Consider the following 26,559-nt stretch of genomic DNA (forward strand, 5'->3'; position numbering starts at 1 on the left):
GCTTCGGGGTCTCGGGCAGATACCTAGGCAGTGCCGATGACCAACGGCTAAAGTAAGGCCTTTGCCAACCTGAGCCTCCTGCATGAATGTACTGCGCCCTGCCCTGTTGACGCTCGCCTGCATGCTCGCTTCGCCGGTCATGTCGGACGATCTGCCCTCCCTGGGCGACGCATCTTCCTCGATCGTTTCGCCGGAGCAGGAGTTCCAGCTGGGCCGCGCCTGGCTGAGCATGCTGCGCAACCAGGTCGATGCGATCTCCGACCCGCAGCTCAAGGACTTCGTCGAAAGCAGCGTCTACCGGCTGGCCGAAACCAGCGACCTGCAGGACCACCGGCTGGCCTTCATCCTCATCCGCGACGCACAGATCAACGCCTTCGCCGCGCCCGGCGGCGTGATCGGGGTCAACGGCGGGCTACTGCTCAACGCCCAGACCGAAGGCGAGTATGCCGCGGTGCTGGCCCACGAACTCGGCCACCTGATCCAGCGCCACTTCGCCCGCGGCATCGAGGCACAGCAGCGCATGCAACTGCCGGTGATGGCAGCGATGCTCGCCGGCATCGTCGCCGCGGCCGCCGGCGCAGGGGATGCGGGTATCGCGGCGATCGCCGGGACCCAGGCGGCGGCGATCCAGAACCAGTTGCGCTTTTCCCGGCAGAACGAGCAGGAAGCCGACCGCGTCGGCGTCACCAACATGGTTCGCGCCGGTTACGATCCGCGCTCGATGCCGAACATGTTCGAGCGCCTGGCGCGGCAGTACCGCTACGACGGCAAGCCGCCGGAGTTCCTCCTCACCCACCCGGTCACCGAATCGCGTATCGCCGACACCCGTAACCGCGCCGAACAGTATCCCCAGGGCGGCAAGGAAGACAGCTTGCGCTACCAGCAGATGCGCGCGCGCACCCAGTTGCTCTTCGAGGAAACCCCGGGGATGGCCGGCAAGCGCTTCCGCGCCATGCTCAACGACAATCCCAAGCTGGATGCCGCGCGCTACGGACTGGCCATCTCGCAGACGCGCATCGGCCAGCTCAACGATGCCCGTGACAACCTCAGGCAATTGCTGGCGAAGGCACCCAACGACGTGGCCTACAACCTGGCCCAGGTCGAGCTGGACATCACCGCCAACCGCCTTCCGGATGCCGATCAGCGGTTGAAGAAGATGCTCGCCCAGTTCCCCAGCAGCTACCCGCTGAAACAGGTGCGCGCCGACCTGATGCTGAAGATGGGCAAGCCGCAGGAATCGGAGAAGATCCTCGACGACCTGAGCAAGGCGCGGCCGCTGGACCCGGATGTCTGGAACCGCCTGGCCGAGGTGCGCAGCCTGACCAACAACGCCATCGGCGTGCACCAGGCCCGTGCCGAGTACCTGTCTCTGACCGGCGACTACCAGGCCGCCATCGAGCAGCTCGATTTCGCCAAGCGCCGCGCTGGCGGCAACTTCCAACTGGCTGCGCGACTCGACGCTCGCCAGCAGGAAATTCGCCAACAGGAAAAGATGGTCAAGGAAATGTTCCGCTGAGCGGCATATCCGAGGAAAAACACCCGGCGAAGCTCATCGAAACAGGGGGTTGGGCGAACAACCGCACCGCGCTTACTCGCCCTACGCAGCGGGACGCCCTCGCCAGGATCAGGCGTTCCCGGCCTGGCGCAGGCGCGCGGCCTGGGTGAAGTCGAGCATGCGCTTGAGCGGTCGGACCGCCCTCGGGATCAACGCCGGGTCGACGAAGATTTCCCCGCTGCCCTCGCGCAGGCAGGCCAGGGTCCGCTCGAGCGTGTTCATCGCCATCCACGGGCAGTGCGCGCAGCTGCGGCAGGCGGCGCCGTTGCCGGCGGTGGGGGCCTCGATGAAATCCTTGTCCGGGCACAACTGCTGCATCTTGTAGAAGATGCCGCGATCGGTGGCGACGATGAAGGTCTTGTTCGGCAAGGTCTGCGCGGCCTTGATCAACTGGCTGGTCGAGCCCACGGCATCGGCCAGCGCGACCACGCTTTCCGGCGATTCGGGGTGGACCAGGATGGCGGCGTCCGGGTAGAGCGCCTTCATGTCTTCCAACTGCTTGGCCTTGAACTCCTCGTGGACGATGCAGGCGCCATCCCAGAGCAGCATGTCGGCCCCCGTCTCGCGCTGGATGTAGCGTCCCAGGTGCTGGTCCGGCGCCCAGAGGATGGGCTCGCCGTTGTCCATCAGGTGTTCGACGATCTCCACCGCGCAACTGGAGGTCACGACCCAGTCGGCGCGTGCCTTCACCGCCGCGGAGGTGTTCGCATAGACCACCACGGTCCGTTCCGGGTGCTGGTCGCAGAATGCCGAGAATTCATCCACCGGGCAGCCCAGGTCGAGCGAGCAGGTCGCTTCGAGGGTCGGCATCAGCACACGCTTCTCAGGGTTGAGGATCTTCGCCGTCTCGCCCATGAAGCGCACCCCGGCCACGACCACCGTCTGCGCCGGATGCTGGTTGCCGAAACGGGCCATCTCCAGCGAATCGGATACGCAACCGCCGGTCTCCTCGGCCAACGCCTGGATCACCGGGTCGCAGTAGTAATGCGCCACCAGTACAGCATTTTGCGCCTTCAGTTCGGCCGCGATCGCCGCGCGATGCTCGGCGCTCTCCTGCTCGCTCAACACACGGGGTTGCTTGGCGGCCAGGTGGGCCTGTACCAGGAGTCGTTCGGAAATGTGCGTCATAGTCGCTACACCTGAAGGCGCAACAGCGCGTCTCTCGATTTTATACCCGGCGGCAGGCTGGACCGCAGGGAACTGACGATTGCAGGTTTCGGGCACGGCACCCGTGTCCCCCTTGAGCAAACCCCGGGGATCCGCCTGCAAGGCCGCGGATTCTAACCGCATAGGTCGCGCCAGGGCCATCCCGGCATCCGTACCGGCCTGGCCGGTGGCTCCGCTAACAAAAGACATAGGTTTCGGTCGTTAGACCTACGCGACATAATTTTTTTGTTTCTTAGAACCGTCCCTGACTCGGCTCGCTCCACGACCGAACACGACATGCCGGCATGCCAGCGTTAATACTTTGGTATTAGGCCCTTGGTATTAACGTTAAATAACCGGTAAATATCCGGATTTTCTTTTCGTCGAATTTACGAGCAATATGAAACATATTTCGTTGAAATAAGCTCTTCTTTCACATAATTATAAAAATATCCTGAAACAGAGCCGTCATCCCTCACCTCCAAAACGACGACTCCCCGTGCCGTGCGCCCGCCGCGCAGAAAGCGAGCCGGCGGCCGATTCCACCCTCGCACGCCAGCCCTTGCGCTTCACTGACCGACGGGAGGTTTCCCCGATGAAAACGTCATCCAGAAGACAAGTTGAAACACTCGGGCGCTATCTATCGAGTCCTCGACGCTTCTTCCACAGTAGCGGCAACCTGACCCGATCAAGGGAAGCGGCACGCGCCACCCAATAAAAGGAATAAGGGATGCCTATTCATAACCTGAATCACGTGAACATGTTCCTCCAGGTCATCGCCTCCGGTTCGATTTCCTCCGCTGCGCGGATCCTGCGCAAGTCGCACACCGCGGTCAGCTCGGCGGTCAGCAACCTGGAAATCGACCTGTGCGTGGAGCTGGTCCGTCGGGACGGCTACAAGGTCGAACCCACCGAGCAGGCGCTTCGCCTGATCCCTTACATGCGCAGCCTGCTGAACTACCAGCAGCTGATCGGCGACATCGCCTTCAATCTCAACAAGGGTCCGCGCAATCTCCGGGTGTTGCTGGACACCGCCATCCCGCCGTCGTTCTGCGATACGGTGAGCAGCGTACTGCTCGACGATTTCAACATGGTCAGCCTGATACGCACCTCGCCCGCCGATAGCCTGGCGACGATCAAGCAGGACAACGCGGAAATCGATATCGCCATCACCATCACCATCGACGAGGAACTGAAGATCTCCCGCTTCAACCAGTGCGTGCTCGGCTACACCAAGGCGTTCGTCGTCGCCCATCCGCAGCACCCGTTGTGCAATGCCTCCCTGCACAGCATCGCGAGCCTGGCCAATTACCGGCAGATCAGCCTCGGCAGCCGCTCCGGGCAGCATTCGAACCTGCTGCGGCCGGTCAGCGACAAGGTGCTCTTCGTGGAAAACTTCGACGACATGCTGCGTCTGGTGGAAGCCGGCGTCGGATGGGGCATCGCGCCGCATTATTTCGTCGAGGAACGCCTGCGCAACGGTACCCTGGCAGTCCTCAGCGAACTCTACGAACCGGGCGGCATCGACACCAAGGTGTATTGCTACTACAACACCGCGCTGGAATCCGAGCGCAGCTTCCTGCGCTTTCTCGAAAGCGCCCGCCAGCGCCTGCGCGAACTCGGCCGCCAGCGTTTCGACGATGCGCCGGCCTGGCAACCGAGCATCGTCGAAACGGCGCAGCGCCGCTCAGGCCCGAAGGCGCTCGCGTACCGCCAGCGCGCCGCACCAGAGTAGAGCGTTCTCCAGCAGACGCTGGCCGTGGGTGGTGAGAATCGACTCGGGATGGAACTGCAAGCCCAGCTGTCGATTGCGCGGATCGGCCATCGCCATGATCTCGCCATCGGCATCGGCCAGGCAGTCGAAACCTTCCGGCAGGCGACTGACCACCAGCGAGTGGTAGCGCGCGACGCGCAGGTCAGCGATGCCGTCGAACAGCGGGTGACGCTGATCGAAACGCAGGGACGTGCTCTTGCCGTGCAGCGGCTTCCTCGCCTCGCCCACCGCGCCACCGGCGGCCAGCGCCAGCGCCTGGTGGCCGAGGCAGACGCCGAGCACCGGCAAGCGCCCGCGGGCCCAGGCGAGCAATTCCAGCATGCAGCCGGCGTCTTCCGGCCGACCGGGCCCCGGCGACAGCACCAGCAGTTCGCAACCGTCGGCCAGCAATGCCGCCTGGATCGTCGGCAACGGCGTATCGTTGCGCATCACCCGGACCTCCGCGCCGAGCAGGCAGAACTGCTCGACCAGGTTGTAGGTGAAGGAATCGAAGTTATCCAACAGCGTGATGCGCATCGCGCTCTCCCCTTTCGCGTTCGGCAGCGGCCACGGCGGTCAGCACCGCCAGCGCCTTGTTGCGGGTTTCCTCGGCCTCCAGCCGTGGATCCGAATCCAGCACCACGCCGGCGCCTGCCCGGACCCGGGCGATACCTTCGCGGACCTCGGCGGAGCGGATGACGATGCTGGTATCGAGGTTGCCGGCGCTGTCGAGAATGCCGATCGCGCCACCGTAGCTGCCGCGATAGCCATCCTCGTACTGCCGCAGCAACTGCATGGCACGGACCTTCGGCGCACCGACCAGGGTGCCCATGTTCAGGCAGGCACGGTAGGCATGCAGCGCATCCAGTTCGCCATGCAGTTCGCCAGCCACGCGCGAGACCAGGTGCATCACGTGGCTGTAGCGATCGACCTTGAGCATGTCGCGCACCTGCCGCGTACCGCTGCGGCAGACCCGCGCCAGATCGTTGCGCGCCAGGTCGACCAGCATCATGTGCTCGGCGATCTCCTTGGCGTCCAGGCGCAACTCCGCTTCCAGGCGATTGTCCAGTTCCGCATCGATGGCGCCCCGGGCATCGCGTCCGCGCGGGCGGGTGCCGGCGATGGGATAGAGTTCCACCTCGCGACTCTCCGCGTCGTACTTCAATGCCGACTCCGGCGAAGCGCCGAACAGGCAGAAGTCCCCCGCATCGAGGAAGAAGCGGTACGGGCTGGGGTTGCGCAGGCACAACTGGCGATAGGCCCGCCAGGGGTCCGCACACGGCATGCTGAAGCTGCGCGACGGTACGATCTGGAACACGTCGCCGGCCCTCACGTGGGCCTGCAGGCGCTCTACCTGGCGGGCAAAGCTCGCATCGTCCAGGTCGACCTGGTAGTTGCCGGCCCGTACGCCTGCCACCGGCGACTCGGAAGCCTCCTCCACGGCGCCATGGAATTCGTCGGCACACTGGCGCAGGCTGGCGGCCAACCGGTCGTGCCCGGCCGGATCGTGGACGAACGCCTGCAGCGAAGTCCGGCGCGCCAGGTGATCGATGTCCAGCAGCAACTCCGGCACCAGGAACAGGTAGTCCGGGCAATGCCGCGCAGGTTCGGCCGGCGCCGGCAAGGGTTCGAACTGCTCGGCCAGGTCGAAGCTGAACAGGCCGCCCAGCAGCGCGGGCCCCTCCGCGTCGCCCAGCGTTCCGAGCACGCGGCGCAGCGCCTCCAGGCTGGACAGGCCATGCAGGCGTCGCCACTCGTCCGCATGCGACTCTTCCTGGGGGAAGCGCCAGTGCAGGGTGTCGCCGTCACGCAAGCAGGTGACCTGGGCCGGACAGGCCTCGCTCAACGGCGCCAGCAAGGCGCGTCCGTTGGAGTTCAACGCCCGCAGCACCACATCGCGCCCCCAGCACTCGATGCGCAGGCAGCTGGAAAGGATCGCCACGCTACGCCGCGCAGCCTTGCTGTCCACGTCGAAGCAGTCGAACAGCATCCGGTTGGCGCCGGCCATGCGCCAGATCGACAGCGCCTCCGGCACCAGCGTGCGGTACTCCAGACTTTCTTCCAGTCGATAGCCAACCCCGCTCACGAGCCACCTCCTCGCGCCCATGGGCGACTGGCCTGCGCGACGCTAGCGCGCAACGGCATGTTCATCATCGATAACCCCCCTTTTCCCCCAATTGCGACCGCTGCCGTCGGCGGCGATCGCCGCAATGGATGTCCCGTCTCAGTCCAGAGGCAGCGCCTGGCGGGAGAGAATCTCCAGCATCCGGCGCATGCTCCCCAGGTGCAGTTCGCCGGGCAGGAAGTCGACGCTCTGCCCACCCCAGGCGCGGTGCAGCTCCTCGCTCAGTTCGTCGAGGGATTCGCCCATGGACTGGCGCCAGAGCAACCGCCGGCACAGGCGCAGACACTCGGTATAGGCCGACTCGGCCCCATCCGCGGCCAGCCGCCCCCGCAGCAGGCCGCCGTGTCCCGGGATCAGTTGCAGCAGGGTCGGCAGACGCTGCAGACGTTCCAGGGACTCCAGGTAAGCCTCCATGTCGTCGAACACCAGCGGCCGCCACACCCCCTCTGCCTCGTCGAACTCGCCCAGGGCATCGCCGCAGAACAGGCGGCGGCGTCGCACGTCGTAGAAAACCACGTGATCGTCGCTGTGGCCGTGGGCCTCTATGACCTGCAGGCGATGCCGCGGTCCCAGCTCCAGCCACTCGCCGTCGGCCACCGCGCGAACCGGCAGAGCGTCCCAGGCACAGGCCTCGGGCAACCGCTGCTCCGCACGCAACAGTTGCCGGTTCAAGCGCTCGACCACCCGCACCGCGCTTTCCGACTTCCAGGCCTGGCAGGTCCGCTCGGACGCCAGGACCTGTACGTTCGGCAGCCGCGGACACAGGTAGGGCAGCAGGCCGCAGTGGTCGTAGTGCTTGTGGGTGATCAGCCAGTAGTGCACCTGGGACGGGTCGGCGACCCAGCGGCACAGGTCCGCCCAAACCAATTCGGCATCCCGGCTGATCCCTCCTTCAACCAGCGCCCAGCTCGCCTCACCGAGACGCAGCAGGAACACCGGCACCTGGACGTCCCCCAACAGGCACAGGTCATCATCCAGTTGACCGGGAGCCGAAAGCCTCAACATGGCCGGTTCACCTCCTCAGGTTTGCGGTACAGCGCCGCGCCCCAGGTCGCGCCGGAGCCGTAGGTCAGGACCAGCACCCGCTGTCCCGGCTGGATGTCCGGCCAGAACATCGCCAGCGTGACAGGGGTCGAGGCCGAAGCCATGTTGCCCAGACGATCCACGGTCACCGCGAACTTGTGCTGGGGAATGCCCAGTTGCTCCTGCACCGCATCGAGGATGCGCAGGTTCGGTTGATGGCAGATCACATGGTCGATGTCGTCCAGGGTCAGCTCATGGGCCGCGAGCATTTCGCCGGCGATCCGTACCAGGGTCTGGCTGGCATGCTCGAACATCGGCCGGCCGCGCATGAGGAACTCGCCCCCGCCCTCGCGCAGGACATTCTCGTCGAGGAAGGTCGGCGAGGCACTGCCCGGCGCCGCAGTCATCAGCAGGTCGAAGTAGTTGCCGTCGGCGCCCAGGCGCAGGTCCAGCAGGCCGTCGTCGAGGCTCTCGCCGGCGCTGACCACCACTGCGCCGGCACCGTCGCCGAGCAGGATCGACAGGTTGCGGCCGCGGTCCGAACAGTCCATGCGCTTGGACAGCACCTCGCCGCAGACCACCAGGACATGCCGTGCCAGCCCGGCGAGGATCTGCCCGCGAGCCATCTGCAAGCCGTACAGCAACCCGCTGCACTGTGCCCGGATATCCAGCACCGGGATGTGCCGCAGGCCCAGCAGCGGCTGGATCAGGCAGGCCTGGGACGGGTCGTGGTGGTCCGGCGACAGGGTGTTCACCAGCAACAGGTCGATGTCCTCCGGCAGCAGCCCGGCAGCCTCGATGGCCTGGCGCGCCGCCGGCACCATCAGCGCGCTGACCGCCTGTTCCGGCTCGACGTGATAGCGGGTGCGCACGCCGGTACGTTCGACGATGAACTCGTCCGACGTATTGATGCGCCCTACCAGGTCATGATTGCTGACCTGGCGTTTCGGCAGGCTGAAACCCAGCCCGGCCAGGATCGGATTACCCATGTGCAGCCCTCCTCGGACACCGTGGTTCAACATGGCGATGCCTCAGCACACCAGCACCTCGCCCAATTGCCAGACCTGGGCGGCGAACCCCCAGCCAGTGGCTGCGCCGGCCATGACGATACGATCGCCGGGGCGGATCTTGCCCTCGCGCAGGCCGGTCATCAGGGTGTACGGGATGGAAACGGAGATCATCACGCCGGTATCGCCCATCGTCAGTTGGTACTGCTCAGGACGGGCACCGATGCCCTCGGCCCAGGCCTTGACCAGGAACGGCGCTGGCTGGTGGAAGACGAAATAATCGATGTCATCGCTGCCCAGGCCGGCCTTTTCCAACGCCCGGCGCATCGCGATCGGCACGTTGGTCGGGACGAAGCTGGCCATCTTGTTCTGGCCGTCGCTGAACAACGAGAAATACAGCCGCGGCTTGGCCTCGCCGGTCGGGTTTTCCGGCAGGCGCCAGCGACCGGTGGCCACTTCATAGAACGTAGCGTCGCTGTGTTCGGCCGAAGCCAGCAGGTCGCAGCTGTCATCGTCGCCGCGGGTCAGCAGGGCCACCGCGCAGCCATCGGCGAACAGGGTCGAGGTACGCGAGGTGAAGTCGAGCAGGTTGGAGATGTACTCGCTGCACACCACCAGCACTTTCTCGGCCTTACCCTGGCGGATCATGCTCGCTGCCAGGCGCAGGTTGAGCAGGAAGCTGGCGCACTCCATCTGCGAATCCAATGGCAGCGCCCGACTCAGGCCGAGCTGCTTGGACAGCACGTTGGCCATGCGCGGGTAGAGACGTCCGCGCAGGTCCGGCAGGACATCGCCGGCGTCGGTCATGATCGGCGAGGAAGCCGAACAGATCAGCATGTCCACGCTATCCGGCGCGGTATCGCTGCTGCGCAGCAGGCGCTCGGCGGCCCGGACCACCAGGCTGAACTCGTTCTCGCCGTTCCGCGGGTCGAAATAGCCCCGCCGATTGACGCCCCAGAATTGCCACCAGGACTCGCTGAGGTCCGGTACCGCGGCGAACACCGGATCGTCGTTTTCGTAGCTGCGAGCCGGAAGTTCACAGGTGATCGCTGCCAGTTTGACCTTATGCATGAGCTTCTCCCGCCAGTTCCAGGGTCACGCCCTCCACCACCATGCCGAACGGATCGAAGCTGATCAGCAGCAGTTCATCCAGACGGTCGCGCTGTGCCGCGCGCAGTTGCGACGCCAGTTCGAACGGCCCCAGGCAACGACCATCGGGCCGTCCCTGGCCGAACCATTCCTCGCGCACCCAGTTCAGTTGCGGGAAGTCCCCGGCCAGACGGGTGAATCCGGCGCGTACCGCTTCGGGCAATCCAGGTTGGGCCGGCAGGTTGAGGTGTCCCTTGACGTCGCCTACCTGGCGAATATCGGTATTCAGCGGAATGCTCAGCGGCAGCCATTCCTGCGCCGGATCACCGCCCAGCGCACCGCGACGGAACGCGGCCTTGCCGGTCGGCCGGCAGAGCAGCGCCAGGGCGCCGTCGGCAAGGGCGAAGCCGGACTCGCTGTCCACTTCCAATCCCTGGCTGGATTCGCCGCGCACGACCAGGACGTTGCGATAGCCCTGGTCGCTGGCGAGGGTATCGACCACGTAGAGGGCGCGGGCCAGGCTCGAGTCGGTGAGGTCGAAGACATGCGCGCGATTCGCGCCGAGGACCTTCTGCAACGGATGGCCGATCTTCGGCGCCATGATGTCGCGGTTCTCGATCAGATGGTCGGGAGACAGGGCGAGGCCGACGATCAGGTCGATCTCCTCGGGCTTGACCGCCGCCTCGTCCAGGGCTTCGCGAACCGCCGGCAGCAAGCGCTGCATCAGCATCTCGTCGCCCTGGGCGCGAGGGCGTTCGCCTCCCAGCGGCCCCTCCAGACACACATAGGATGGGGGCAGGTTCACCCCCACAGCCTGAATCAACATGCCCGTTCCTCCGGAAGGTTGTCGTGATAAAGGGTGTCGGCCAGGTGGCGCAGCTCGGCGCGCGCCAACTTGCCGTTGTCGTTGCGCGGCAAGGCCGGCAGCACATGCAATTGGCTGGGCAGCATGTGCGAGGGAATCTGTTCGGCGAGATGCTGGTCGATGCGCTGCGCCAGCAGGATCTGGTTGTCGTCCAGCGGAGTGGCCAGGGTGACGAACAGGGTCGGACGCAAGCCGTCGTGCAGCCGGCAGGTAGGAACCAGAACCGCCTCGCTCACTTCCGGCAGATGACGGCAGATCGCCTGCTCGACCTGGGTCGGCACCACCCAGCGGCCATTCACCTTGAACAGATCGTCTTCCCGCCCACAGTGACGGTAGGCACCCGACTCGTCGCGCTCGAACAGGTCGCCGGTGCGGTACCAGCCACCTGCGAAGCGCGCCTGCTGCTCTTCGCTGGCCCGCCAGTAACCCGGACTCAGCCCAGGGCCACGCACCAACAGCACGCCTTGCCGGCCCGCTTCCTCGATGGTGTGTCCTTCGCGGTCCACCAGCCGGCACTCATAGCCAGGCAACGGCAGCCCGGTGCTGTCGGCACGCGCCTGGCCCGGGCGGTTGGCGAGGAACACATGGCCGACCTCGGTAGCCCCGATGCCGTCGCAGATCTCCAGCCCGTGCGCGGCCCAGAATTCGAACTCGCCGCGCGGCAGCGGCGAGCCGGCGGAAAACGCCAGGCGCACGCTGCTCAACAGCTCCCTGGCCTGCGGACGCAGCGAGGCATAGATGGCCGGCACCCCAAACAGGACCCGGGGGCGGAAGGCGACCAGGTTCTCCAGAACCCGCTCCGGGCTCGGCCAGGTATCGTCGAGCAGCGCCGAGGCTCCGCTGAACCAGGGAAAGAACAGGCTGTTGCCCATGCCATAGCCGAAGAACATCTTGGGAATCGAATACAGCCGGTCTCCCGCCTGCAATGCCAGCAACTCCGTAGCGAACGCCCGGCAGAAACCGAGCGTGTTGCGCAGGCTGTGCATCACCCCCTTGGGCGCCCCGGTGGAACCCGAGGTGTATTGCAGGAAACAGGCTGCCGCCGGGTCCTGGCGATGGAAGGCACTCCAATCGAGGTCCGCAGGACCGACCAGCGCGTCCAGCGAGAAATCGTCGAGCAAAGGGCGACCGGCGGCCGCACGCAGGGTCAACGGCGCCAAAGGACCGCTCAGCGACGGTGCATCGGCTTCACGCACCACCAGGCTGGCCTGGCAGTCGGCAGCGATATCGGCCAGGGCCTGCTCGCGGGACTTGGGATTGATCACGGCGGGAATGGCGCCGACCGCGATGCAGGCCAGGAACAGGCAGGCCAGCGAAGGCGAGTCGTTCAACGCCAGCACCACGCGATCGCCGGGCTTGAGCAGGCGGGCCAGTTGGCTGGCCTGGGAGAGAATGTAGGTCCGGCATTGCAGCCGGCTGAGAGTCTGGCCCCGATAGTGATAAACGGCGGTATCGGGATCGAAATCGAGGCGGAACAGAACCTCGGTCAGGTTGGCCAATGTGGACATGACAGAACGTTCCCTCTTCAGCGATATGCATCCGGATCAGGAGATACCTGAGCCAGAGCGCTTGCTTTGTCAGGAACGGGAAACTAGCGGCGCTGGGCGAAGCGCGATATTCGGAGTCCGAACGAAAAAGTTTCGGGGAGAAGAACCACGGGCTTCGTAGGCCGCGGCAATCGGCGCGATCCAAACCGCGAGAAATTTGGCACACCCACCGGGCTGCGCGGGATCCGAGAACGGCAACCAAGCAAGAAGGGCGGCAGCCTTTTTACGCAAGAGCCCATTGGACAGACAAAAACCGTTACAACCCTTGCTCGAGGCCTCGTCCGAACCCATGAGATGGCAAACCAATGACAACCCACTTTGCTCGGCAAATCGCCTCCCAGATCTCACAGTTCGAGGCGCTCGGCCTGGGCTCCAAGGGGGCGACGGCATGCCTGGAAGCAGGCGGCCATCCATCGGGCCGATAGCGCTCCGCCCCGCCTCGCCTGCCATTTGCAGGCTTCCCTGTTGAAATCCCATTGCGTAGTACACTGGGCGAACCTGCCGAAGAGGACACCTACATGCCCCATAGCTACAGGAAAATGGAATCGCCGGTCGGGACACTGACCCTGGTAGCCAGGGACGATGCCTTTCTGGTCGCGATTCTTTGGCAGCATGAGCGTCCCAACCGAGTACCGCTGGACGAGATGCGGCTCTCCGAGGACAGCTCCCTCCTGGCGGAAACCGAACGCCAGTTGCGGGAATATTTTTCCGGCAAACGTTCCCGGTTCGAACTCCCGCTCGACTTCCAAGGTACCGAATTTCAGAAAAAGGTCTGGTCCGCCCTGCTCACCATTCCATTCGGCGAGACCCGCAGCTATACGGAAATAGCCGTGCAGATCGGCAGCCCCAACGCAGTACGGGCGGTTGGAGCCGCCAACGGACGGAACCCACTGTCCATTGTTGCACCTTGCCATAGGGTGATCGGAGCCTCTGGCGGCCTCACCGGTTTCGCCGGTGGGTTGGCCGCCAAGCAGTGGTTGCTGCGTTTGGAAACCCGAGGCAGGACACCAGACCTGTTGAGCATGATCGAGGACGAGTGAGCTGCCGCTTGCCCTCGCGCCCGGTGTTCACCGGAAAAATCCTCGCCTTTTGACTTGACCCGACTGCAGCGGGGACATTTCAGATCGAGGACCGACGGCAACTGAGCGCAACTCGTTCGTAAGTCAGGTCCTTGTTCCTGGGCGGCAACTGATAGTCGACGGAACAGGAGCCATCGCTCCAGCGAATGGACAGGCGCCCCTGGTCCTCGATACCGAACACCAGCAAACGGGACAGGTTGTCGACCATTCCCACGACCCGCTCTTCCTTGTCGTATGCCTGTGCACCGAAGGGAATCTTTCCTCCAGAGTCCATGCTCAGGTCGAACTGCACCCGCCGACCGGACTCCGCGGAGAAACGCTTGGCGATCACGGCGCCCCGGGTCGGCACGGCCATTTGCGTGCTGTCGCTGATCTCGGTATCGCTTCCAAGGGTATTGGTATCCAGGTTCACCCAGTTGTAACGATAGGGTTGCATGTAAGGGAGCACGGCATAGCCACGGCCGTCGGTGCGAACCGAAGAGTAGCCGTCGAGGCCGACGCCGCCGACCTCCGGAACCTCCACCAGGCCAAACGTTTCCCCCACCGGCTGGCCGAAGGTCACTCCCCCCGAATGCACCACTACCGAACCGCTTGCTCCCAGGTTGATCTGCTTGTTGTCGCGCCCCTGGCTGTAATTGGCGGACAACTTGGCCTTGGACGTGTCCCAACCCAGGCCGACGCTGCCGGAGTTGCCGCCGTCCTTGCTGTAGTTGGCCTGTGCGCTGTAGTTGAACGCATTGGCTTCATCCAGGTATCCGGAGATACCGGTGTTCAGGCTCGAATCACCATGCTGTGAACTCACGGCATTGGCATATACCTGACTGGAGCGTGCGCTACCGCCCAAGGGGATGCTGACGGAGGCCGTGAACTGGGTATCGGAGCGCCCGAACGAACCCGTCTCCTGGGTACGGGAAACCGCCAGGCTATAGCTCGCGCGCTTGATGCCGCTGCTGAAGCCGAACTGCACGCGACGGCTGCTGCCGGGGCGATTCCAATATGTGGTTTCGCCCGCCGTGAGATAGAGCGAACTGCGTCGGAACAGCGTCTGGTTCACCGTCAGGTCTATGCGGCTCTTCTGCCGACTGGAACTTGAGCCATAGAGGTAGCTCTCTTCGGACATGTCGTCGATATGCTGGCTGAGAGTACGGTAGCCTTCCGTGGAATAGCGATAGCCCACCACGGTAAAGCTGGTTTCGGTGGCGTTGATGGTCTTGGAATAGAGAAGCCGCAGACTCTGTCCCTGGTTGCGCCCACCCCGCCGCGTGCGGGACTGGCTATGGGTCACGTCCGCAGAAAAACCGCCCAGGGGCGTGTTGAAGCCGAGGCCCAGGTTGGTGGCATTGTACTTCTCCGCAGCGAGCAGGCCGCCAAAGCCGGTAACCCTGTCGGACAAGCCATACACAGCCGACCCCTGGAGCAGGTTGACCGACGGCTGGCCATCATTATGGTACTCACCGGCGGCCAGGCCATAGCGCAGGTTCCCCTTGCGGGTCATGACCGGCAGGTAGGAATAGGACTGCTTGAAGGACCGCTGGCGTCCGTCCGCCTCGATGATCTTGACCTCCAGGTCGCCATTGGAGCCGCTGGGATAGATGTCGGTGATCTCGAACGCACCGGGAGGTACGTTGGTGGAATAGATCACGAAGCCATTCTGGCTCACCTCGACCGTCGCATTGGTTTCAGCGATACCGCGCACCACCGGGGTATAGCTGATCTCGTTGTCGGGCAGCATGCCGATATCGGATTGCAGTTGCACGCCGCGCATACGCACGCTCTCGAAAGCATCCCCCTGAGCGGAGGTATACAACTCGCCGAGGGACAAGGTCCCCTTCAGGGCACGAATGTCACGTTCCACATAGGTACGGTTGCTACTGAACTTGTTGCGCATGCCGGTACCTCCGCTCAGGGAGGAGTCGTTGCGCAGACGCCAGCCAAACAGGTTGAAGCCGTTGCGCAGGCCCAGGTAGCGATAATCGCTGTTCTGGCCAAAGTTGGTGTTGCGCGTGAAGTTGGCCTGGTAGTTGGAAAACAACGCGGTGACACCGTCATCCCAAAGAGAGGGATCCACATAGCCACGCGAGTGCCGCTGTACATACAGCTGTGGAATGCTGACCAGCAGGGAAAGGCTGTTGACGTCGAACTCGATGGATGCACCGGGGATGAGTTCGGCGACATTCAGGGGCGTATTGTTTTCCAGATTATCCGGAATGAGTTTGTCTCGCGTCAGCCGGGCTATATCGACCCCGATCTCCTTGAGCAGCCCTACCCGGACGACCGGACGAACGCTTCCGGTTTCGGGATCGGCACTGAACACGACATCTTCGCGCCGGATCATGATCTGGTTCAAATGAATGTCGACGCTGTAAGTGCCGGGCGACACCGAGTTGCCGTTCTCGAAATACTTCAGTTCAACGGGCGCCCCGCCCTCGTTGTTCAGGAACTCGGCGTTGAATTCAACCGCGAAAGTTACGGCAGGCAAAGCCAATCCCAAGGCCATGAGACAGGAAGACCTGGAATAGACGGACAACTCGAAGTCGAACTTTTTCCTAAATATGGCCACGCGAATATTCCTTGGACTAATTTCCGACAAAACGGAAACACCCATCCATAGGGGAAGTTAAGAGCAGTTCTTCTGCTCTTCTACTCTGCTCTTCTGAGCTTCAGTCGGATAAGGAGCTGGAATGTTTATCGAGTCCGCCATAGTCATTTACGCTCTGGAACTCGACATTTCCAGAAACGCCGGATGGAGTTCCCTTGATTTCGAATCGGCGACTCGACTTCGGCGCGACCATGTCGGCATCAACAACATAGTAGGCATTGCCAGCTTTTAATTTCACGCTGGCTAAAGAGACATGAAACGCAGTATCGTTGGAAACTTCGACAACTGACTTTCCACCCTGACGGACAAGACGCCAGTTCAACTTTCCAGGCGCTTCGGCGGAAGTTCCCGACAAGTTATCGGGGCGGTAGAAGACCTTGATACGCTGGCGCAAAGCTATCTGCAACGTATTAGCCGAGGCAGATTTTTGCGGAATTTCCTGGACGTTCAGGCGGAATACGGATTCCCTGTCGCTCGGCAAGCCTTCCCCTTGAAACAGGATACGCAGGGTTTGCTGCTTGTTGCCTCCCAAACGACTGAGGGCAGGCGTGATGACAAACGGAACCTCACGTTTATCTGCCCCATTATCAGCCTCTACCCAGGATTGAATCATCACGTCCTTGGAAGCCTGGTTCCTGACCAGGATCGCAGCCTCCTTGGCAGGCGCCTGCAGAACGACCCGGGTTCCTCCCAGTGTGATTCCCGCATTGGCCAGGGTGGAAAAAAGCAAAAGGATGCCACCCCAGATAACTCTGGAAGAAAATGGATATTTCATGATGAACTCGCACCTCATGGAACGGGGTATATACATACCCCGCCCACGTAGCAGAACTTAGTTGTATTCCAGGGTGAACGGCAGGGAGCCGTCGGCACTACCAGCCGTAGGAGCTACGGAGCCGGATTTGACATAAGCGGCACGCAGATTCAGCTTGGCACTGTAGACAGTGATGTCATTGCCTTCGCCATCTTTTTGTACCTTGGAATCCAGGGGCGCATCGATGGTCTCGTTCGCCGACAGGTTCAGCAGCTTGCCATCGGATCCATAGATACCGATACCGACACCGGTGGCGGTGCCGACGGTTTTCAGCAGGCTCTCATTGTTCGGGTCAATAGTGCTCCCAGACATCGGGTTGAACTTCAGCTTGACGGTGGTCAGGCCGGTACCGGTCTTGCCACAGTCCAGGTTCAGGTTCAGGCTGGTACCACCGGCGATGCTGCCGCCCGCGGTGCCGCCCAGCGAGTCGATGCTGATCTTGCCAAGGTTTACGTCGATGGTCTGGTTGCCCGCAGCACCGCCAACGGTGGTGCCGGCACCACCAGTGATGCTGCAAGCGGCCGCGGTGATTTCACCTTTGAAATTGATGGTGCCGTCTGCCGCCATGGCATTGCCGACGACCAGGCTGGCTACTGCGGCAGCCAGAATGCTTTTCATGGAAATGGACACGATTGAGCTTCCTTTTGACAGTGAAAGTGTTGCGATTTTTGAACTCTATAAGAGCCAGCAACATTCTCCGAAAAGCCGAATAGAACGACAACGAAGCACTTCCCAGGCAATCGTGTGAAATCTCCCCAGTGCTTGTATGAAGTTTCCTACAAGCGGAAAAAACCTCGTAGTTAAAAACCCTCCGACACCATAAGCCCGCTACCACTAACAGCCAAACAAAATGAACGATCCGAAAGAAGCGCATCAGCTTCGATAGCGCCTCTTATATAGAAAAATGAAAAACCAAGACAAACCAAAGCAAACCCAGCAGGCTCCCAATTATCCCATTACTCCAGCAGCAGGCGCGGAGCTTACGGGAACGGGAAATCCATGCTGGTGAATAGATGCGATTCAGGTTATGGAGAAACCTGAACAGCTTCTGAAACCTCTATCTGGTCCGATCTCTAGAGCTTTGCCAATTCGGTTGAGATACTGATTTCGAACGCACTTAGTTTGCCTTCCAATGAAGAGGCCAGATTGGCTATCCGCTCGGAAGACTCCGATGGGTTCTGGCAAGCCTTTTCAAGGCAGGAACAAGACTCGACCAATAGGCTGCTGCCCACCACCCTCGCAGCCCCTTTTATCCTGTGCGCAAGTTCGGCCACTCCTTGCAGGTCTGCGAGTTCAAGCAATTCCGCCAACCGAGTACGATCATCCCGACTGCTGGCCAATAAAGTTTCCAGCAACCGCTGCAATGCAGCCGGCTCGCCGCCGGTAATGGCCTCCAGCGAACGAATGTCGAAAAGACTTTCCATCGGCGATTCCGAACCAAGCTCTTTCATACAGACTCCATCGATATGCTTAAAGGAAGGTCACTGCGCGTTGCGCTGTCCCGCCTGCGGGACTCCAGGCATCCGTAGAACGACAAGGCCGTACATGCCGTCCGGGCCAGTTATCCGCAAGCAGCATAAGGGAATTGCCTCCGCCTCTGCCGTCCAAACAGGGGAGCATCGCTTGTTGCGTCTCCTCGAACGGACCCAAACGGCCCTGGAAACGCTCATGGCCGGCACGGAGTCTACCTTTGCCAGCCGACCGCAGCCGGCCCGACCGCTCGTTTAGGGGAGGGAAACTCCTACGGTAAGTCTGTGCGAAGAGGCGTCATCGGTTGCGACCGCCTGACGGTTCGAAGCGAACCTGGCGGAGGAGCCATCGCTGCGACAGGCGAGTCTGGGTTACGCGCAGGTCGCGATGAAACAGCGGCATAAGCCACTATTGGCGCACACAGGCATACGAGGAAGACGCAGGGAACACCTGGTTGAAAACCAGCTCTACAGATCATCGAGCGGCGAGGGTTCTATCTATGGCAAATCCATTGGACGGCTTGCACGACGCGGACCACGCGAAGGCCGAAAAAACGGAAGGAAGGATGCCATCGGTCAGCGATCCCAGGGCGCTTGCCCGTCTTCTGGAATTGATACTGTCCACCGCCCAGGCCGGTCTCGCCTTCTCCAAGGACCGCTTCGACATCGGACGCTTTCGCGCGCTCCAGCATGCCGTCGCCGAATTCATCGCCAGCGACCAGGGGGTAGCGTACGAACGGGTCGAGAACTGGATCGCTCTGGACAGCCACTACCCGACCCCGAAACTGGACGTCCGTGCGTTGATCCTCGACTCGCAACAGCGGGTTCTGCTGGTTCGGGAGGCCTCGGATAGTCGCTGGACCCTACCAGGCGGCTGGTGCGACGTAAACGAGTCGCCGGCAGATGCGGTAGTTCGCGAAACCCAGGAAGAAAGCGGACTGGAAGTTCGAGCGATACGCCTGTTGGCATTGCTGGACAAGCACAAGCATCCCCACCCTCCCCAACTGCCGCATGCGTTGAAAGCCTTCTTCTTCTGCCACGTCACCGGAGGCAGTCTTCAACAACAAACGGACGAAACGTCGGCGGCCGAGTACTTCCCGGTGGACGCCTTGCCGCCGCTTTCCGAGCACCGGGTACTGGCCTCGCAGATCCAGACGTTATGGCAGCGAATCCACGCGGAAACGCCAGAGGCGCTTTTCGACTAGCCCCCCGACCTCATGGAGTCATCGCGCGGCAGACGGCCTGACCCTAACGACGTCCAGCAGGCGTACCCGGCAGATCGACCGGCCAGTCGACGAGCGCCTGCCGCCCTCCCCCATCGCCGGCAGCTTGATGCCGCCAACAGCGGCGCAGCGTGCCTTCCGAGCAGTAAAGCCGGCCCGTCGTTCTCGTTCGAATGCGTGGCGGAGCGCACCCGAGGCGCCAGCCATCGACCATCCCGAACGTGCCGATGGAGCGAACTCCGAGCGAGTTCCCCCGCTTCGTCCATAGCTCATCTGTGCTAGTCGACCCTCACCTTGGGCTGCACCTATGATTCGTCCCTTGGATGACCCTCCGCGGTCGGGAACAAGACATTCAAGGACGAACTCATGGGCAAACCATTCCTTCACGCTCGGCGCTGGCTGCTGCCGCTCACCTTCATCTGCACGGCAACGACTGCGGTCGCCGAAAGCACCGGCGACTACTGGATCGTCTACGGCAAGGGCGAACGCTACAACAACGAGGTATTCGTCGCCAACGCCACCGGCATCTTGCAGCAACCCAAAGGTATCCAGTCGGCGCAGATCATCCAGCTATTCGAAGACCAGTCGATGCCGACGCTGACGGCCTACGAGGTCCAGTTCAAGTGCAAGGAGCGCAGGGTCCGCTTCGACAACGCACGCGCCATGCGCCGCATCGACAACGTCATCACCAACGTGAAAACCGTCGACGGCTGGATCGACCCGGGGAAATACGATTACTGGCTGCAACGCTCGTTCGCTTTCGTCTGCGCCCCGGCCATCCGCGACAACAACCAGATGTTGCCGCTGGGCAAGATGCCCATTGCACGCATGGTGCAGACCGTCCAGGCAATGTTCGTCGAACTGCAGGGCGTCCAGGCCAAGAAACAGACCATGCGCGATCTGGATGCGATGCTCGGCAACGAGTAGAAATGAAGGAAGGCGGCTTGCCGCCCTCCTCCGGAGCCCCACGGAGCAGGTCAGCGGCATGCCGCTCGCAGCGTCCTGCCGGCCGTAGCCAGCGCCGCGACGAATAGCCAGAATGTTTCTCTATGCGAGGAGCGCGCGGAGCTGCGCGGGGACCTCCATGACTTCGCGGGTATCCGGGGAGACACAGACCTGCGTCAGGCTCGCAGTGAACGCCACCACGTCCGGCGAAAGACGTCCTTCGACTGAAAACGAGAAAGAATGCGTCCCCACGTTCGACACGCCCACCTGCATCGTGAGCTCGTCGTCCCAGGTGACCGGATGCAGGAATTCCAGGGAGAACGCTCTCGCCGGGGGAAGAATCCTGAACCCCAGGAGGGTTCTGAGCCCCGGGCCGCCCAGCCAGACCCCGAGCGCCTCCTGCACCGCTTCCAGCACAAAGTATGAAAAACGTGGCGTATAGACGATCCCTTCGGGATCACAGTCGCCAAACAGTACCGTTCTCTTTATGAAAACCGGGGTCGGCATCGGGTCACTCATCCGGTCGCCAGGAAAGGAACCTCACTCTATGGGAGTCCCGGTCCGCTGACAAATCCTCGGATAGCCGTGCACCAGTTCACCAGGCTGCGCGGGGTCTGACAGGAACACGCCAGAACGAACGGGAAAGCGGCTGCCAGTACCGATATGACTGGCGGAAGCGCGAAACCGGCCTTCTTCCCGATGTCGATAAGGATAAGAGTTGCGGTACGCTGGGGATGAGATATCCGGACTGCGGAAACAGAAAAGCCCGCCTTGTCGGGCGGGCTTTTCATATCGACTCGGTCGATTCTGGCCAGTTTCCTGGCCAAGGCATACTGCAGCTCCGAAGCTAAAGTTGTGAGCTCTACGGATATCTACAGAAACTCCTTTCTAATATGGTGGGTCGTGTAGGATTCGAACCTACGACCAATTGGTTAAAAGCCAACTGCTCTACCGACTGAGCTAACGACCCAACGCGAGGCGTATAATACTGATTTCTAACGTAAAAACAACACCCCTCGTGAATTTTTTTCAGAAATATGGCGTCGGGTCGGAAATACCAGCCGCCGCGAAGCCATCCGCACGCAGCCGGCAGCTATCGCATTTGCCGCACGCACGCCCCTGCTCATCGGCTTGATAACAGGACACCGTCAGGCCGTAATCCACCCCACGCGCCACGCCCGCCTGGATGATCTGCGCCTTGGACAGATACTGCAGCGGCGCCTGGATGCGGAAGCCATTGCCTTCCACGCCCGCCTTGGTTGCCAGATTCGCCATGCGTTCGAAAGCCTCGACGAACTCAGGGCGACAATCCGGATAACCAGAGTAATCCACCGCATTCACACCGATGAAGATGTCACGGGCATCCAGGACCTCGGCCCAGCCCAGGGCGAGCGAGAGGAACACCGTATTGCGCGCCGGCACGTAAGTCACCGGTATACCTTCGCTAGGCGACTCGGGCACCGCGATGCTCTCGTCGGTCAATGCCGAGCCGCCCATGCCATTGAGGTCGAGTCCTATCACCTTGTGCTCGATCACGCCCAACTGCCGGGCCACGCGCTCGGCGGCCTGCAGCTCGGCGCGATGGCGCTGGCCGTAGTCGAAACTCATGGTGTAGCAGGCGTAGCCGTCGGCCTTGGCCATGGCGACAACGGTGGCGGAGTCGAGGCCGCCGGAGAGCAGGATGACCGCTTTCTTCTGGTTCATGATGAATTCCTCGTCTCAATGGCCCGGTTCGTCGTTCCAGAGAATCTTGTGCAGTTGCAATTGCAGGCGGACCGGCAGGTTGTCGGCCACGATCCAATCGGCCAGTTCTCGCGCGCTGACCTGATGGTGGCTCGGCGAGAACAGGACTTCACCGGCACGCTGGTCGAGGCGGTACTCGATCAGCTTGGATACCGCCCAGTCGTAGTCCTCTCGCGAACAGACGACGAACTTCACCTGATCGTTGTCGGTCAGCAACGGGATATTTTCGTATCGGTTGCGTCCGACCTCGCCAGATCCCGGCGTCTTGAGGTCGAGAACCTTGCTTACGCGCGGGTCGACCCGTGACACGTCGAGAGCCCCGCTGGTTTCCAGGGAAACCTCGTAGCCGGCGTCGCAGAGCCGTTCCAGCAGAGAGATGCAATTCGGCTGGGCCAGCGGCTCCCCGCCGGTCACGCAGATGTAGCGGGGCTTGTAGGCGGCAACCCGCTCGAAAATGGAGTCCAGGCTAACGACGTCGCCGCCGCTGAAGGCATAGGCGGTATCGCAATAGTGACAGCGCAAGGGGCAGCCGGTCAGGCGCACGAAGACCGTCGGCAAGCCGGCGGTACGTGTTTCCCCCTGCAACGAGTAGAAAATCTCGGTGATGCGCAGGGTCTGTTGCATATTCAGCCACGGGCGTGACGACTGAACAGGTCGTCCGCCTCCGTTGCGGTAAATGAAGGAACGCCACGGGACGTATCCTGTCGTGGCGCTCGAAATCCCGGAAGGTCTCGCGTGGAGAGGCACGAAGATCAGCCGAGCTGAAACCATGCAGCTTCACGGGGGCGCCGATTCTAACGAAAAAACCCGCGACAGGCGCGGGTTTGTTCATCGGGAACGGGATCAGCGAAGGTTCTTGAGATCGCGCTGCGCCAGTTGAGCGGCCGAAGTGCCTGGGTACTGGGAAATGACCTGCTGGAGGATACCCTTGGCCTTGTCGTTGTTACCCAGGCGACGCTCGACGTCCGCCAGCTTGTACAGAGAGTCGGGCACCTTCTGGCTGCTGGGGTAGCTCTGGCTGACCCGCGCGAAGGCCTGGCCGGCACCTTGCAGGTCGCCCTTGGCCAGGTTCACCTCGCCGAGCCAGTACTGGGCGTTGCCGGAGTACTGGCTGTTCGGGTACTTGCGCAAGAAGGCATTGAACGCCTGGCTCGCCTTGTCGAAATCCTTGCTCTTTATCAGGTCGAAGGCCGCATCGTAGTAGAGCTTCTCCTTCGCCGGGTCGCCCGGCTCGCTGCTCGACGCCGGTGCGTTGTTGCCTGCGGGAGCCGCAGGCGCCCCATTGGCGTTGATGGCGCCAGCGGGTGCGGAATTCTGTGCAGCGGGAGCGCCACCACCGGAAATCCGACGGTCGAGGTCCTGGTAGCGTTCCAGGCTTTCCTGCTTGAGCTGCTGGATCTGGTTCTGCTGCTCCTCGAGCGTGCCACGCAGGCGAGCCAACTCGTCCTGCATCTGCTGGAGCTGCATGAACAGTTCGCCCTGCACGGAGGTGGGGGTTGTCACCCCACCTCCGGCAAAGGCGCCGCCGGCACCTGCCGTGCCATACCCGGAAGGAGGAACGTTGCCGCCATTGTTGGCGGCAACGCCGTCATACACAGGAACTTCCGCCCAGGCCGCTAATGGCAGGCTGAGCGCGAGGAACGTCAGGACACGCAGGTGCTTGGGCATAACGACTTCTTACTTCTTCAGCTCGACGCGACGGTTCTGAGCCCAGGACTGCTCGTCGTGGCCGGTAGCGACCGGACGCTCTTTACCATAGGAAACCAGTTCCAGCTGGGCCGGCGAAACGCCCTGCAGCACCAGGTAGCGCTGAACGGCCTTGGCACGACGCTCGCCCAGAGCCATGTTGTACTCGCGGGTGCCGCGTTCGTCGGTGTGGCCTTCCAGCACTACGCGCTGACCGCTGCCTTTCAGGTCTTTCGCGTGTACGTCCAGAGCGCGCATGGCTTCCGGCTTCAGGTCGGAGCTGTCGTACTCGAAGTAGAAGGTGGTGATCGCACGCAGAGCGGCTTCGTCGCTCAGGCTGCCGTCAACGGCACCGCTGTTGGCGCCATAGCCTGCGTTCGGGTCGACGCCGCCATTGGCACCTTCACCGGAAGCATCGCCGCCCTTGGAGGAGCAACCCACAGCCACAGCCATGGCCAGAGCCAGCGCAGCAAATTTGCCGAATTTCAGCATTTCCATCATGTAACTCCTAATGAACCCCAGTGTATAAGTTTGTAACCGTTGGCGACCGTCAGTTCAGGTAAGGGGACCAGGAAGGCTCGCGCACATCGCCCTGAGCGGTAGGGAGAGGTATCCGTACGCGTCCGTTGATGGATACGAGCATCAGCACGCCCCGGTCCTGCTGGCGGGTGGCGTAGATTAGCATGGTGCCATTGGGCGCAACAGTGGGCGAATCGTCCAGAGTGGTGTTCGACAGCACCCGCAGATTGCCGCGCTGGAGGTCCTGGGCGGCGATCTGGAAGTTGGTGTAGCCCTGCTGGCGGTGGACCATTACCAGGGTCTTCTCGTCGGCCGAGAGTTTCGGGTTGGCGTTGTAGTTGCCGATGAAGGTTACCCGGTCCACGGCACCGCTGTTCACGTTCATTTTGTAGATCTGCGGCTTGCCGCCACGGTCCGAGGTGAAGTACAGGGTAGAGCCGTCCTTGCCCCAGAAGGGTTCGGTATCGATCGCCAGGTTGTTGGTCAGGCGGCGCAGGGCGCGGCTGCCAAGGTCCATGACGTAGATTTCCGGGTTGCCGTCGCGCGACAGGACGAAGGCCAGGCGGTTGCCGTCAGGGGAGAATGCCGGAGCGCCATTCAGGCCCTCGAAATTGGTGATCTGCTCACGACGGCCAGTATCGACGTACTGGATGAAGATACGCGGGCGCTTCTGTTCGAAGGAGACATAGGCGATACGGCGGCCATCGGGCGAGAAGCGCGGCGACACGATGGGCTCGCGCGACTGCAGCAGGGTCACCGGGCGGGCGCCGTCGTAGTCGGAGCGCTGCAAGGTGTAGCGGGTGTTGTCGACCGAGAAACGCTCGGCGGTGACATAGAGCATCTTGGTGGAGAACGCGCCCTTGATACCGGTGAGCTTCTCGAACGACTGGTCGGCGATGTAGTGCGACATGTCGCGGAGCTGATCGGTGCTGCCGGTCACGCTGCCGGTCAGGACCTGCTGCTCGGTGCCGACATCGAACAATGCGTACTGCACCTGCAGGCGTCCGCCGGCAGGCACGATGTTGCCGACCATCACGTAGTTGACGCCAACTGCCTTCCAGTCACGGAAGATCACTTCGCTGGCCTGCGCCGGCTGGCTGATCATGTTCTGCCGGGGCAGCGGCTCGAAGTAGCCGGAGTTGCGCAGGTCGTTGCCGATGATATTGGACATGTCTTCCGGCAACACGTTGCCCCCCTGGAAGCCGAACGGCACCACGGCGATGGGAATGGCACGGTCGTTACCGCTGGAGATCACCAGCGGGTCGGCAGCCTGCGCAGCACCTGCCACCAGGGCCAGGGCGAACAGCGCAATGCGAATCAGGGTACTCACAGACTCAAATCCTCCGGTTTAAAGATGATGCGGCGCTGACGATACAGGCTGTCGAAGGTAGCCCGCGGCAATTGCTGCATCTCGGGAATACGGCCGACGTTGCGCACCGCCGCCACCGCCGAACTGTCGAAAGGCTTGTCGCCACTCGAACGGCTGACGCTGGCATTGGTGATGGTACCGTCCGGCAGCATTTCGATCAGTACTTCTACGCTCATTCCATTACGCGCCGATGGAGGACGCCGCCACTGCTGGCTCACCAGGTTGACGATCAGGTCGTCGAGACTGCCGGTGACCTCGCTGCCCACCTCGTCGGCCAGGGCCTGCTGGCGCTCGGTCGTATCCGAAAGCAACTCGGCCAATGCCTGCGCCTTCTTGTCCTCGGCAGCCTTGCGGGCTGCCGCGGCAGCGGCGGCGGCCTTTTTCTTGGCGGCCTCGACGGCGGCTTTCTTCTTCGCCGCTTCCGCAGCAGCCTTCTTCTTGGCCTCCTCGGCCGCTTTCTTCTTCGCGTCCTCGGCTGCCTTTTTCTTGGCGTCCTCAGCGGCCTTTTTCTTGGCCTCGTCCTCGGCGCGCTTCTTGGCTATGTCAGCCTGCTTCTTCTGTTCGGCGGCCTTGGCCTCGGCAGCTTTCTTGGCTTCATCGGCCTTTTTCGCCTCGGCGGCTTTCTGGGCCTCGGCCTTTCGAGCCTCGTCAGCCTTCTTTTGTTCCGCCGCTTTCGCAGCAGCGACCTGCTGCTGTTCCAGCTTTTGTTGCTCGAGTTTCTGCTGCTCGAGCTTCTTCTGTTCGAGCTGCTCGACTTCGTATTGCTTGGAGGCGGTCTTCTTCGCCTCGCCAGCGATCTTCTGGTTGGTCTGGGTCGTCGCCTGGCTCTTCGACTTGAGCTGGTAGAGCGTGGCCTGCACGATCGGCTTGGAGGGAGGAAGCTCCGGAGCAAACGCCCAGCTGACGAACAGCATGGCGAAGATCAGAACGTGCAGGACCACCGCCAGGACGACGGGCCAGAAATAACTCTCGGAAGGCGAGCGCTCGAACTGTTGCTTCAAGA

24 protein-coding genes and 1 tRNA gene are annotated in these 26,559 nt (G+C 62.4%); 5 read left to right on the forward strand and 20 right to left on the reverse strand.

The genetic code is table 11. From position 1 onward, the window contains the following. Positions 1–82 precede the first annotated feature (82 nt). The gene (locus AT700_RS20330; protein ID WP_003112546.1) at positions 83–1,516 is read left to right on the forward strand and encodes a tetratricopeptide repeat protein; all 1,434 of its coding nucleotides are present in this window, start codon (positions 83–85) and stop codon (positions 1,514–1,516) included. Between the two features lie 108 nt (positions 1,517–1,624). Here the strand turns inward: AT700_RS20330 and nadA are convergent, their stop codons facing one another. Further along, positions 1,625–2,683, reverse strand: a complete 1,059-nt coding sequence (nadA, locus tag AT700_RS20335) for a quinolinate synthase NadA (RefSeq protein ID WP_003112547.1) — start codon at positions 2,681–2,683, stop codon at positions 1,625–1,627. Positions 2,684–3,431: 748 nt separating this feature from the next. Between nadA and mvfR the strand changes: the two genes are divergently transcribed. Beyond that, on the forward strand, positions 3,432–4,436 hold the full coding sequence (gene mvfR, locus AT700_RS20340; protein ID WP_058207838.1) for a multiple virulence factor transcriptional regulator MvfR: 1,005 nt from the start codon (positions 3,432–3,434) through the stop codon (positions 4,434–4,436). On the opposite strand, the gene phnB is transcribed toward mvfR, so the two are convergent. The 7 genes from phnB to pqsA form a co-directional block, all read right to left on the reverse strand. Continuing rightward, a complete protein-coding gene (phnB, locus tag AT700_RS20345) occupies positions 4,389–4,991 on the reverse strand; it encodes an anthranilate synthase component II (RefSeq protein ID WP_003112548.1) in 603 nt (200 codons plus the stop codon). The two genes, mvfR and phnB, sit on opposite strands and share 48 nt — an antisense overlap. After that, positions 4,969–6,561: an anthranilate synthase component 1 gene (locus tag AT700_RS20350; protein WP_003123211.1), complete on the reverse strand. Its 1,593-nt coding sequence runs from the start codon at positions 6,559–6,561 to the stop codon at positions 4,969–4,971. The genes phnB and AT700_RS20350 overlap by 23 nt, the downstream gene beginning before the upstream one ends. Positions 6,562–6,678: 117 nt before the next feature. After that, entirely contained in the window at positions 6,679–7,584 is a 906-nt protein-coding gene (gene pqsE / locus AT700_RS20355; protein WP_003086247.1) for a 2-aminobenzoylacetyl-CoA thioesterase PqsE, read from the reverse strand. After that, positions 7,578–8,591 (reverse strand): anthraniloyl-CoA anthraniloyltransferase, encoded by a 1,014-nt coding sequence (gene pqsD / locus AT700_RS20360; RefSeq protein WP_003117014.1) that lies wholly within the window; start codon positions 8,589–8,591, stop codon positions 7,578–7,580. The genes pqsE and pqsD overlap by 7 nt, the downstream gene beginning before the upstream one ends. 42 nt (positions 8,592–8,633) lie before the next feature. Continuing rightward, positions 8,634–9,680, reverse strand: a complete 1,047-nt coding sequence (pqsC, locus tag AT700_RS20365) for a 2-heptyl-4(1H)-quinolone synthase subunit PqsC (RefSeq protein WP_003108612.1) — start codon at positions 9,678–9,680, stop codon at positions 8,634–8,636. Beyond that, positions 9,673–10,524, reverse strand: a complete 852-nt coding sequence (gene pqsB / locus AT700_RS20370) for a 2-heptyl-4(1H)-quinolone synthase subunit PqsB (protein WP_003108611.1) — start codon at positions 10,522–10,524, stop codon at positions 9,673–9,675. Before pqsB ends, pqsC begins: the two co-directional genes overlap by 8 nt. Then, positions 10,518–12,071 carry an anthranilate--CoA ligase gene (gene pqsA / locus AT700_RS20375; RefSeq protein WP_003112552.1) on the reverse strand — a complete coding sequence of 518 codons (1,554 nt, stop codon included), beginning with the start codon at positions 12,069–12,071 and terminating at the stop codon, positions 10,518–10,520. Before pqsA ends, pqsB begins: the two co-directional genes overlap by 7 nt. 557 nt (positions 12,072–12,628) lie before the next feature. Between pqsA and AT700_RS20380 the strand changes: the two genes are divergently transcribed. Further along, positions 12,629–13,150 (forward strand): methylated-DNA--[protein]-cysteine S-methyltransferase, encoded by a 522-nt coding sequence (locus tag AT700_RS20380; RefSeq protein ID WP_003086236.1) that lies wholly within the window; start codon positions 12,629–12,631, stop codon positions 13,148–13,150. 79 nt (positions 13,151–13,229) lie between these two features. Here the strand turns inward: AT700_RS20380 and AT700_RS20385 are convergent, their stop codons facing one another. The 4 genes from AT700_RS20385 to AT700_RS20400 all read right to left on the reverse strand — a co-directional run bounded on the left by AT700_RS20385 (position 13,230) and on the right by AT700_RS20400 (position 18,053). Further along, the gene (locus AT700_RS20385; protein WP_003123214.1) at positions 13,230–15,749 is read right to left on the reverse strand and encodes a fimbria/pilus outer membrane usher protein; all 2,520 of its coding nucleotides are present in this window, start codon (positions 15,747–15,749) and stop codon (positions 13,230–13,232) included. Positions 15,750–15,849: 100 nt separating this feature from the next. Further along, complete coding sequence (locus AT700_RS20390) at positions 15,850–16,563, reverse strand: molecular chaperone (RefSeq protein ID WP_003120653.1); 714 nt, start codon at positions 16,561–16,563, stop codon at positions 15,850–15,852. A gap of 57 nt (positions 16,564–16,620) precedes the next feature. Further along, positions 16,621–17,232, reverse strand: a complete 612-nt coding sequence (locus tag AT700_RS20395; protein ID WP_004348355.1) for a fimbrial protein — start codon at positions 17,230–17,232, stop codon at positions 16,621–16,623. Positions 17,233–17,675: 443 nt separating this feature from the next. Beyond that, complete coding sequence (locus AT700_RS20400; protein WP_003117019.1) at positions 17,676–18,053, reverse strand: Hpt domain-containing protein; 378 nt, start codon at positions 18,051–18,053, stop codon at positions 17,676–17,678. A 584-nt stretch (positions 18,054–18,637) separates the two neighbouring features. Here AT700_RS20400 and AT700_RS20405 point away from each other — a divergent pair. Then, on the forward strand, positions 18,638–19,276 hold the full coding sequence (locus tag AT700_RS20405; protein WP_003120654.1) for an NUDIX hydrolase: 639 nt from the start codon (positions 18,638–18,640) through the stop codon (positions 19,274–19,276). 384 nt (positions 19,277–19,660) lie between these two features. After that, entirely contained in the window at positions 19,661–20,221 is a 561-nt protein-coding gene (locus tag AT700_RS20410) for a hypothetical protein (RefSeq protein ID WP_003120655.1), read from the forward strand. 120 nt (positions 20,222–20,341) lie between these two features. Here the strand turns inward: AT700_RS20410 and AT700_RS20415 are convergent, their stop codons facing one another. The 8 genes from AT700_RS20415 to tolA form a co-directional block, all read right to left on the reverse strand. After that, positions 20,342–20,746 (reverse strand): acyl-CoA thioesterase, encoded by a 405-nt coding sequence (locus AT700_RS20415; RefSeq protein ID WP_003112559.1) that lies wholly within the window; start codon positions 20,744–20,746, stop codon positions 20,342–20,344. A gap of 387 nt (positions 20,747–21,133) precedes the next feature. Further along, positions 21,134–21,209: transfer RNA gene (locus AT700_RS20420), tRNA-Lys, on the reverse strand. Positions 21,210–21,268: 59 nt separating this feature from the next. After that, positions 21,269–21,943 carry a 7-cyano-7-deazaguanine synthase QueC gene (queC, locus tag AT700_RS20425; protein WP_003111415.1) on the reverse strand — a complete coding sequence of 225 codons (675 nt, stop codon included), beginning with the start codon at positions 21,941–21,943 and terminating at the stop codon, positions 21,269–21,271. Positions 21,944–21,958: 15 nt separating this feature from the next. After that, the gene (gene queE / locus AT700_RS20430; protein ID WP_023086568.1) at positions 21,959–22,606 is read right to left on the reverse strand and encodes a 7-carboxy-7-deazaguanine synthase QueE; all 648 of its coding nucleotides are present in this window, start codon (positions 22,604–22,606) and stop codon (positions 21,959–21,961) included. A gap of 219 nt (positions 22,607–22,825) precedes the next feature. After that, a complete protein-coding gene (ybgF, locus tag AT700_RS20435) occupies positions 22,826–23,650 on the reverse strand; it encodes a tol-pal system protein YbgF (protein WP_048521338.1) in 825 nt (274 codons plus the stop codon). 9 nt (positions 23,651–23,659) lie between these two features. Continuing rightward, a complete protein-coding gene (pal, locus tag AT700_RS20440) occupies positions 23,660–24,166 on the reverse strand; it encodes a peptidoglycan-associated lipoprotein Pal (RefSeq protein ID WP_003111417.1) in 507 nt (168 codons plus the stop codon). Between the two features lie 52 nt (positions 24,167–24,218). Next, entirely contained in the window at positions 24,219–25,517 is a 1,299-nt protein-coding gene (gene tolB / locus AT700_RS20445; protein ID WP_003086128.1) for a Tol-Pal system beta propeller repeat protein TolB, read from the reverse strand. After that, complete coding sequence (gene tolA / locus AT700_RS20450; protein WP_003117096.1) at positions 25,514–26,557, reverse strand: cell envelope integrity protein TolA; 1,044 nt, start codon at positions 26,555–26,557, stop codon at positions 25,514–25,516. Before tolA ends, tolB begins: the two co-directional genes overlap by 4 nt. Between the last annotated feature and the right edge of the window lie 2 nt (positions 26,558–26,559).

Source organism: Pseudomonas aeruginosa (assembly GCF_001457615.1).
Lineage (GTDB): Bacteria > Pseudomonadota > Gammaproteobacteria > Pseudomonadales > Pseudomonadaceae > Pseudomonas > Pseudomonas aeruginosa.

Bases quoted from the DNA above. Each gene is read 5' to 3' on its own strand.
- AT700_RS20330 (WP_003112546.1), top strand. From the start codon at position 83: ATGAATGTACTGCGCCCTGCCCTGTTGACGCTCGCCTGCATGCTCGCT.
- pqsE (WP_003086247.1), bottom strand. From the start codon at position 7,584: ATGTTGAGGCTTTCGGCTCCCGGTCAACTGGATGATGACCTGTGCCTG.
- queE (WP_023086568.1), bottom strand. From the start codon at position 22,606: ATGCAACAGACCCTGCGCATCACCGAGATTTTCTACTCGTTGCAGGGG.
- pqsC (WP_003108612.1), bottom strand. From the start codon at position 9,680: ATGCATAAGGTCAAACTGGCAGCGATCACCTGTGAACTTCCGGCTCGC.
- pqsB (WP_003108611.1), bottom strand. From the start codon at position 10,524: ATGTTGATTCAGGCTGTGGGGGTGAACCTGCCCCCATCCTATGTGTGT.
- AT700_RS20400 (WP_003117019.1), bottom strand. From the start codon at position 18,053: ATGAAAGAGCTTGGTTCGGAATCGCCGATGGAAAGTCTTTTCGACATT.
- AT700_RS20350 (WP_003123211.1), bottom strand. From the start codon at position 6,561: ATGGGCGCGAGGAGGTGGCTCGTGAGCGGGGTTGGCTATCGACTGGAA.
- phnB (WP_003112548.1), bottom strand. From the start codon at position 4,991: ATGCGCATCACGCTGTTGGATAACTTCGATTCCTTCACCTACAACCTG.
- pqsD (WP_003117014.1), bottom strand. From the start codon at position 8,591: ATGGGTAATCCGATCCTGGCCGGGCTGGGTTTCAGCCTGCCGAAACGC.
- AT700_RS20380 (WP_003086236.1), top strand. From the start codon at position 12,629: ATGCCCCATAGCTACAGGAAAATGGAATCGCCGGTCGGGACACTGACC.
- AT700_RS20410 (WP_003120655.1), top strand. From the start codon at position 19,661: ATGGGCAAACCATTCCTTCACGCTCGGCGCTGGCTGCTGCCGCTCACC.
- AT700_RS20415 (WP_003112559.1), bottom strand. From the start codon at position 20,746: ATGCCGACCCCGGTTTTCATAAAGAGAACGGTACTGTTTGGCGACTGT.
- queC (WP_003111415.1), bottom strand. From the start codon at position 21,943: ATGAACCAGAAGAAAGCGGTCATCCTGCTCTCCGGCGGCCTCGACTCC.
- mvfR (WP_058207838.1), top strand. From the start codon at position 3,432: ATGCCTATTCATAACCTGAATCACGTGAACATGTTCCTCCAGGTCATC.
- pal (WP_003111417.1), bottom strand. From the start codon at position 24,166: ATGGAAATGCTGAAATTCGGCAAATTTGCTGCGCTGGCTCTGGCCATG.
- ybgF (WP_048521338.1), bottom strand. From the start codon at position 23,650: ATGCCCAAGCACCTGCGTGTCCTGACGTTCCTCGCGCTCAGCCTGCCA.
- AT700_RS20390 (WP_003120653.1), bottom strand. From the start codon at position 16,563: ATGAAATATCCATTTTCTTCCAGAGTTATCTGGGGTGGCATCCTTTTG.
- nadA (WP_003112547.1), bottom strand. From the start codon at position 2,683: ATGACGCACATTTCCGAACGACTCCTGGTACAGGCCCACCTGGCCGCC.
- AT700_RS20405 (WP_003120654.1), top strand. From the start codon at position 18,638: ATGCCATCGGTCAGCGATCCCAGGGCGCTTGCCCGTCTTCTGGAATTG.
- pqsA (WP_003112552.1), bottom strand. From the start codon at position 12,071: ATGTCCACATTGGCCAACCTGACCGAGGTTCTGTTCCGCCTCGATTTC.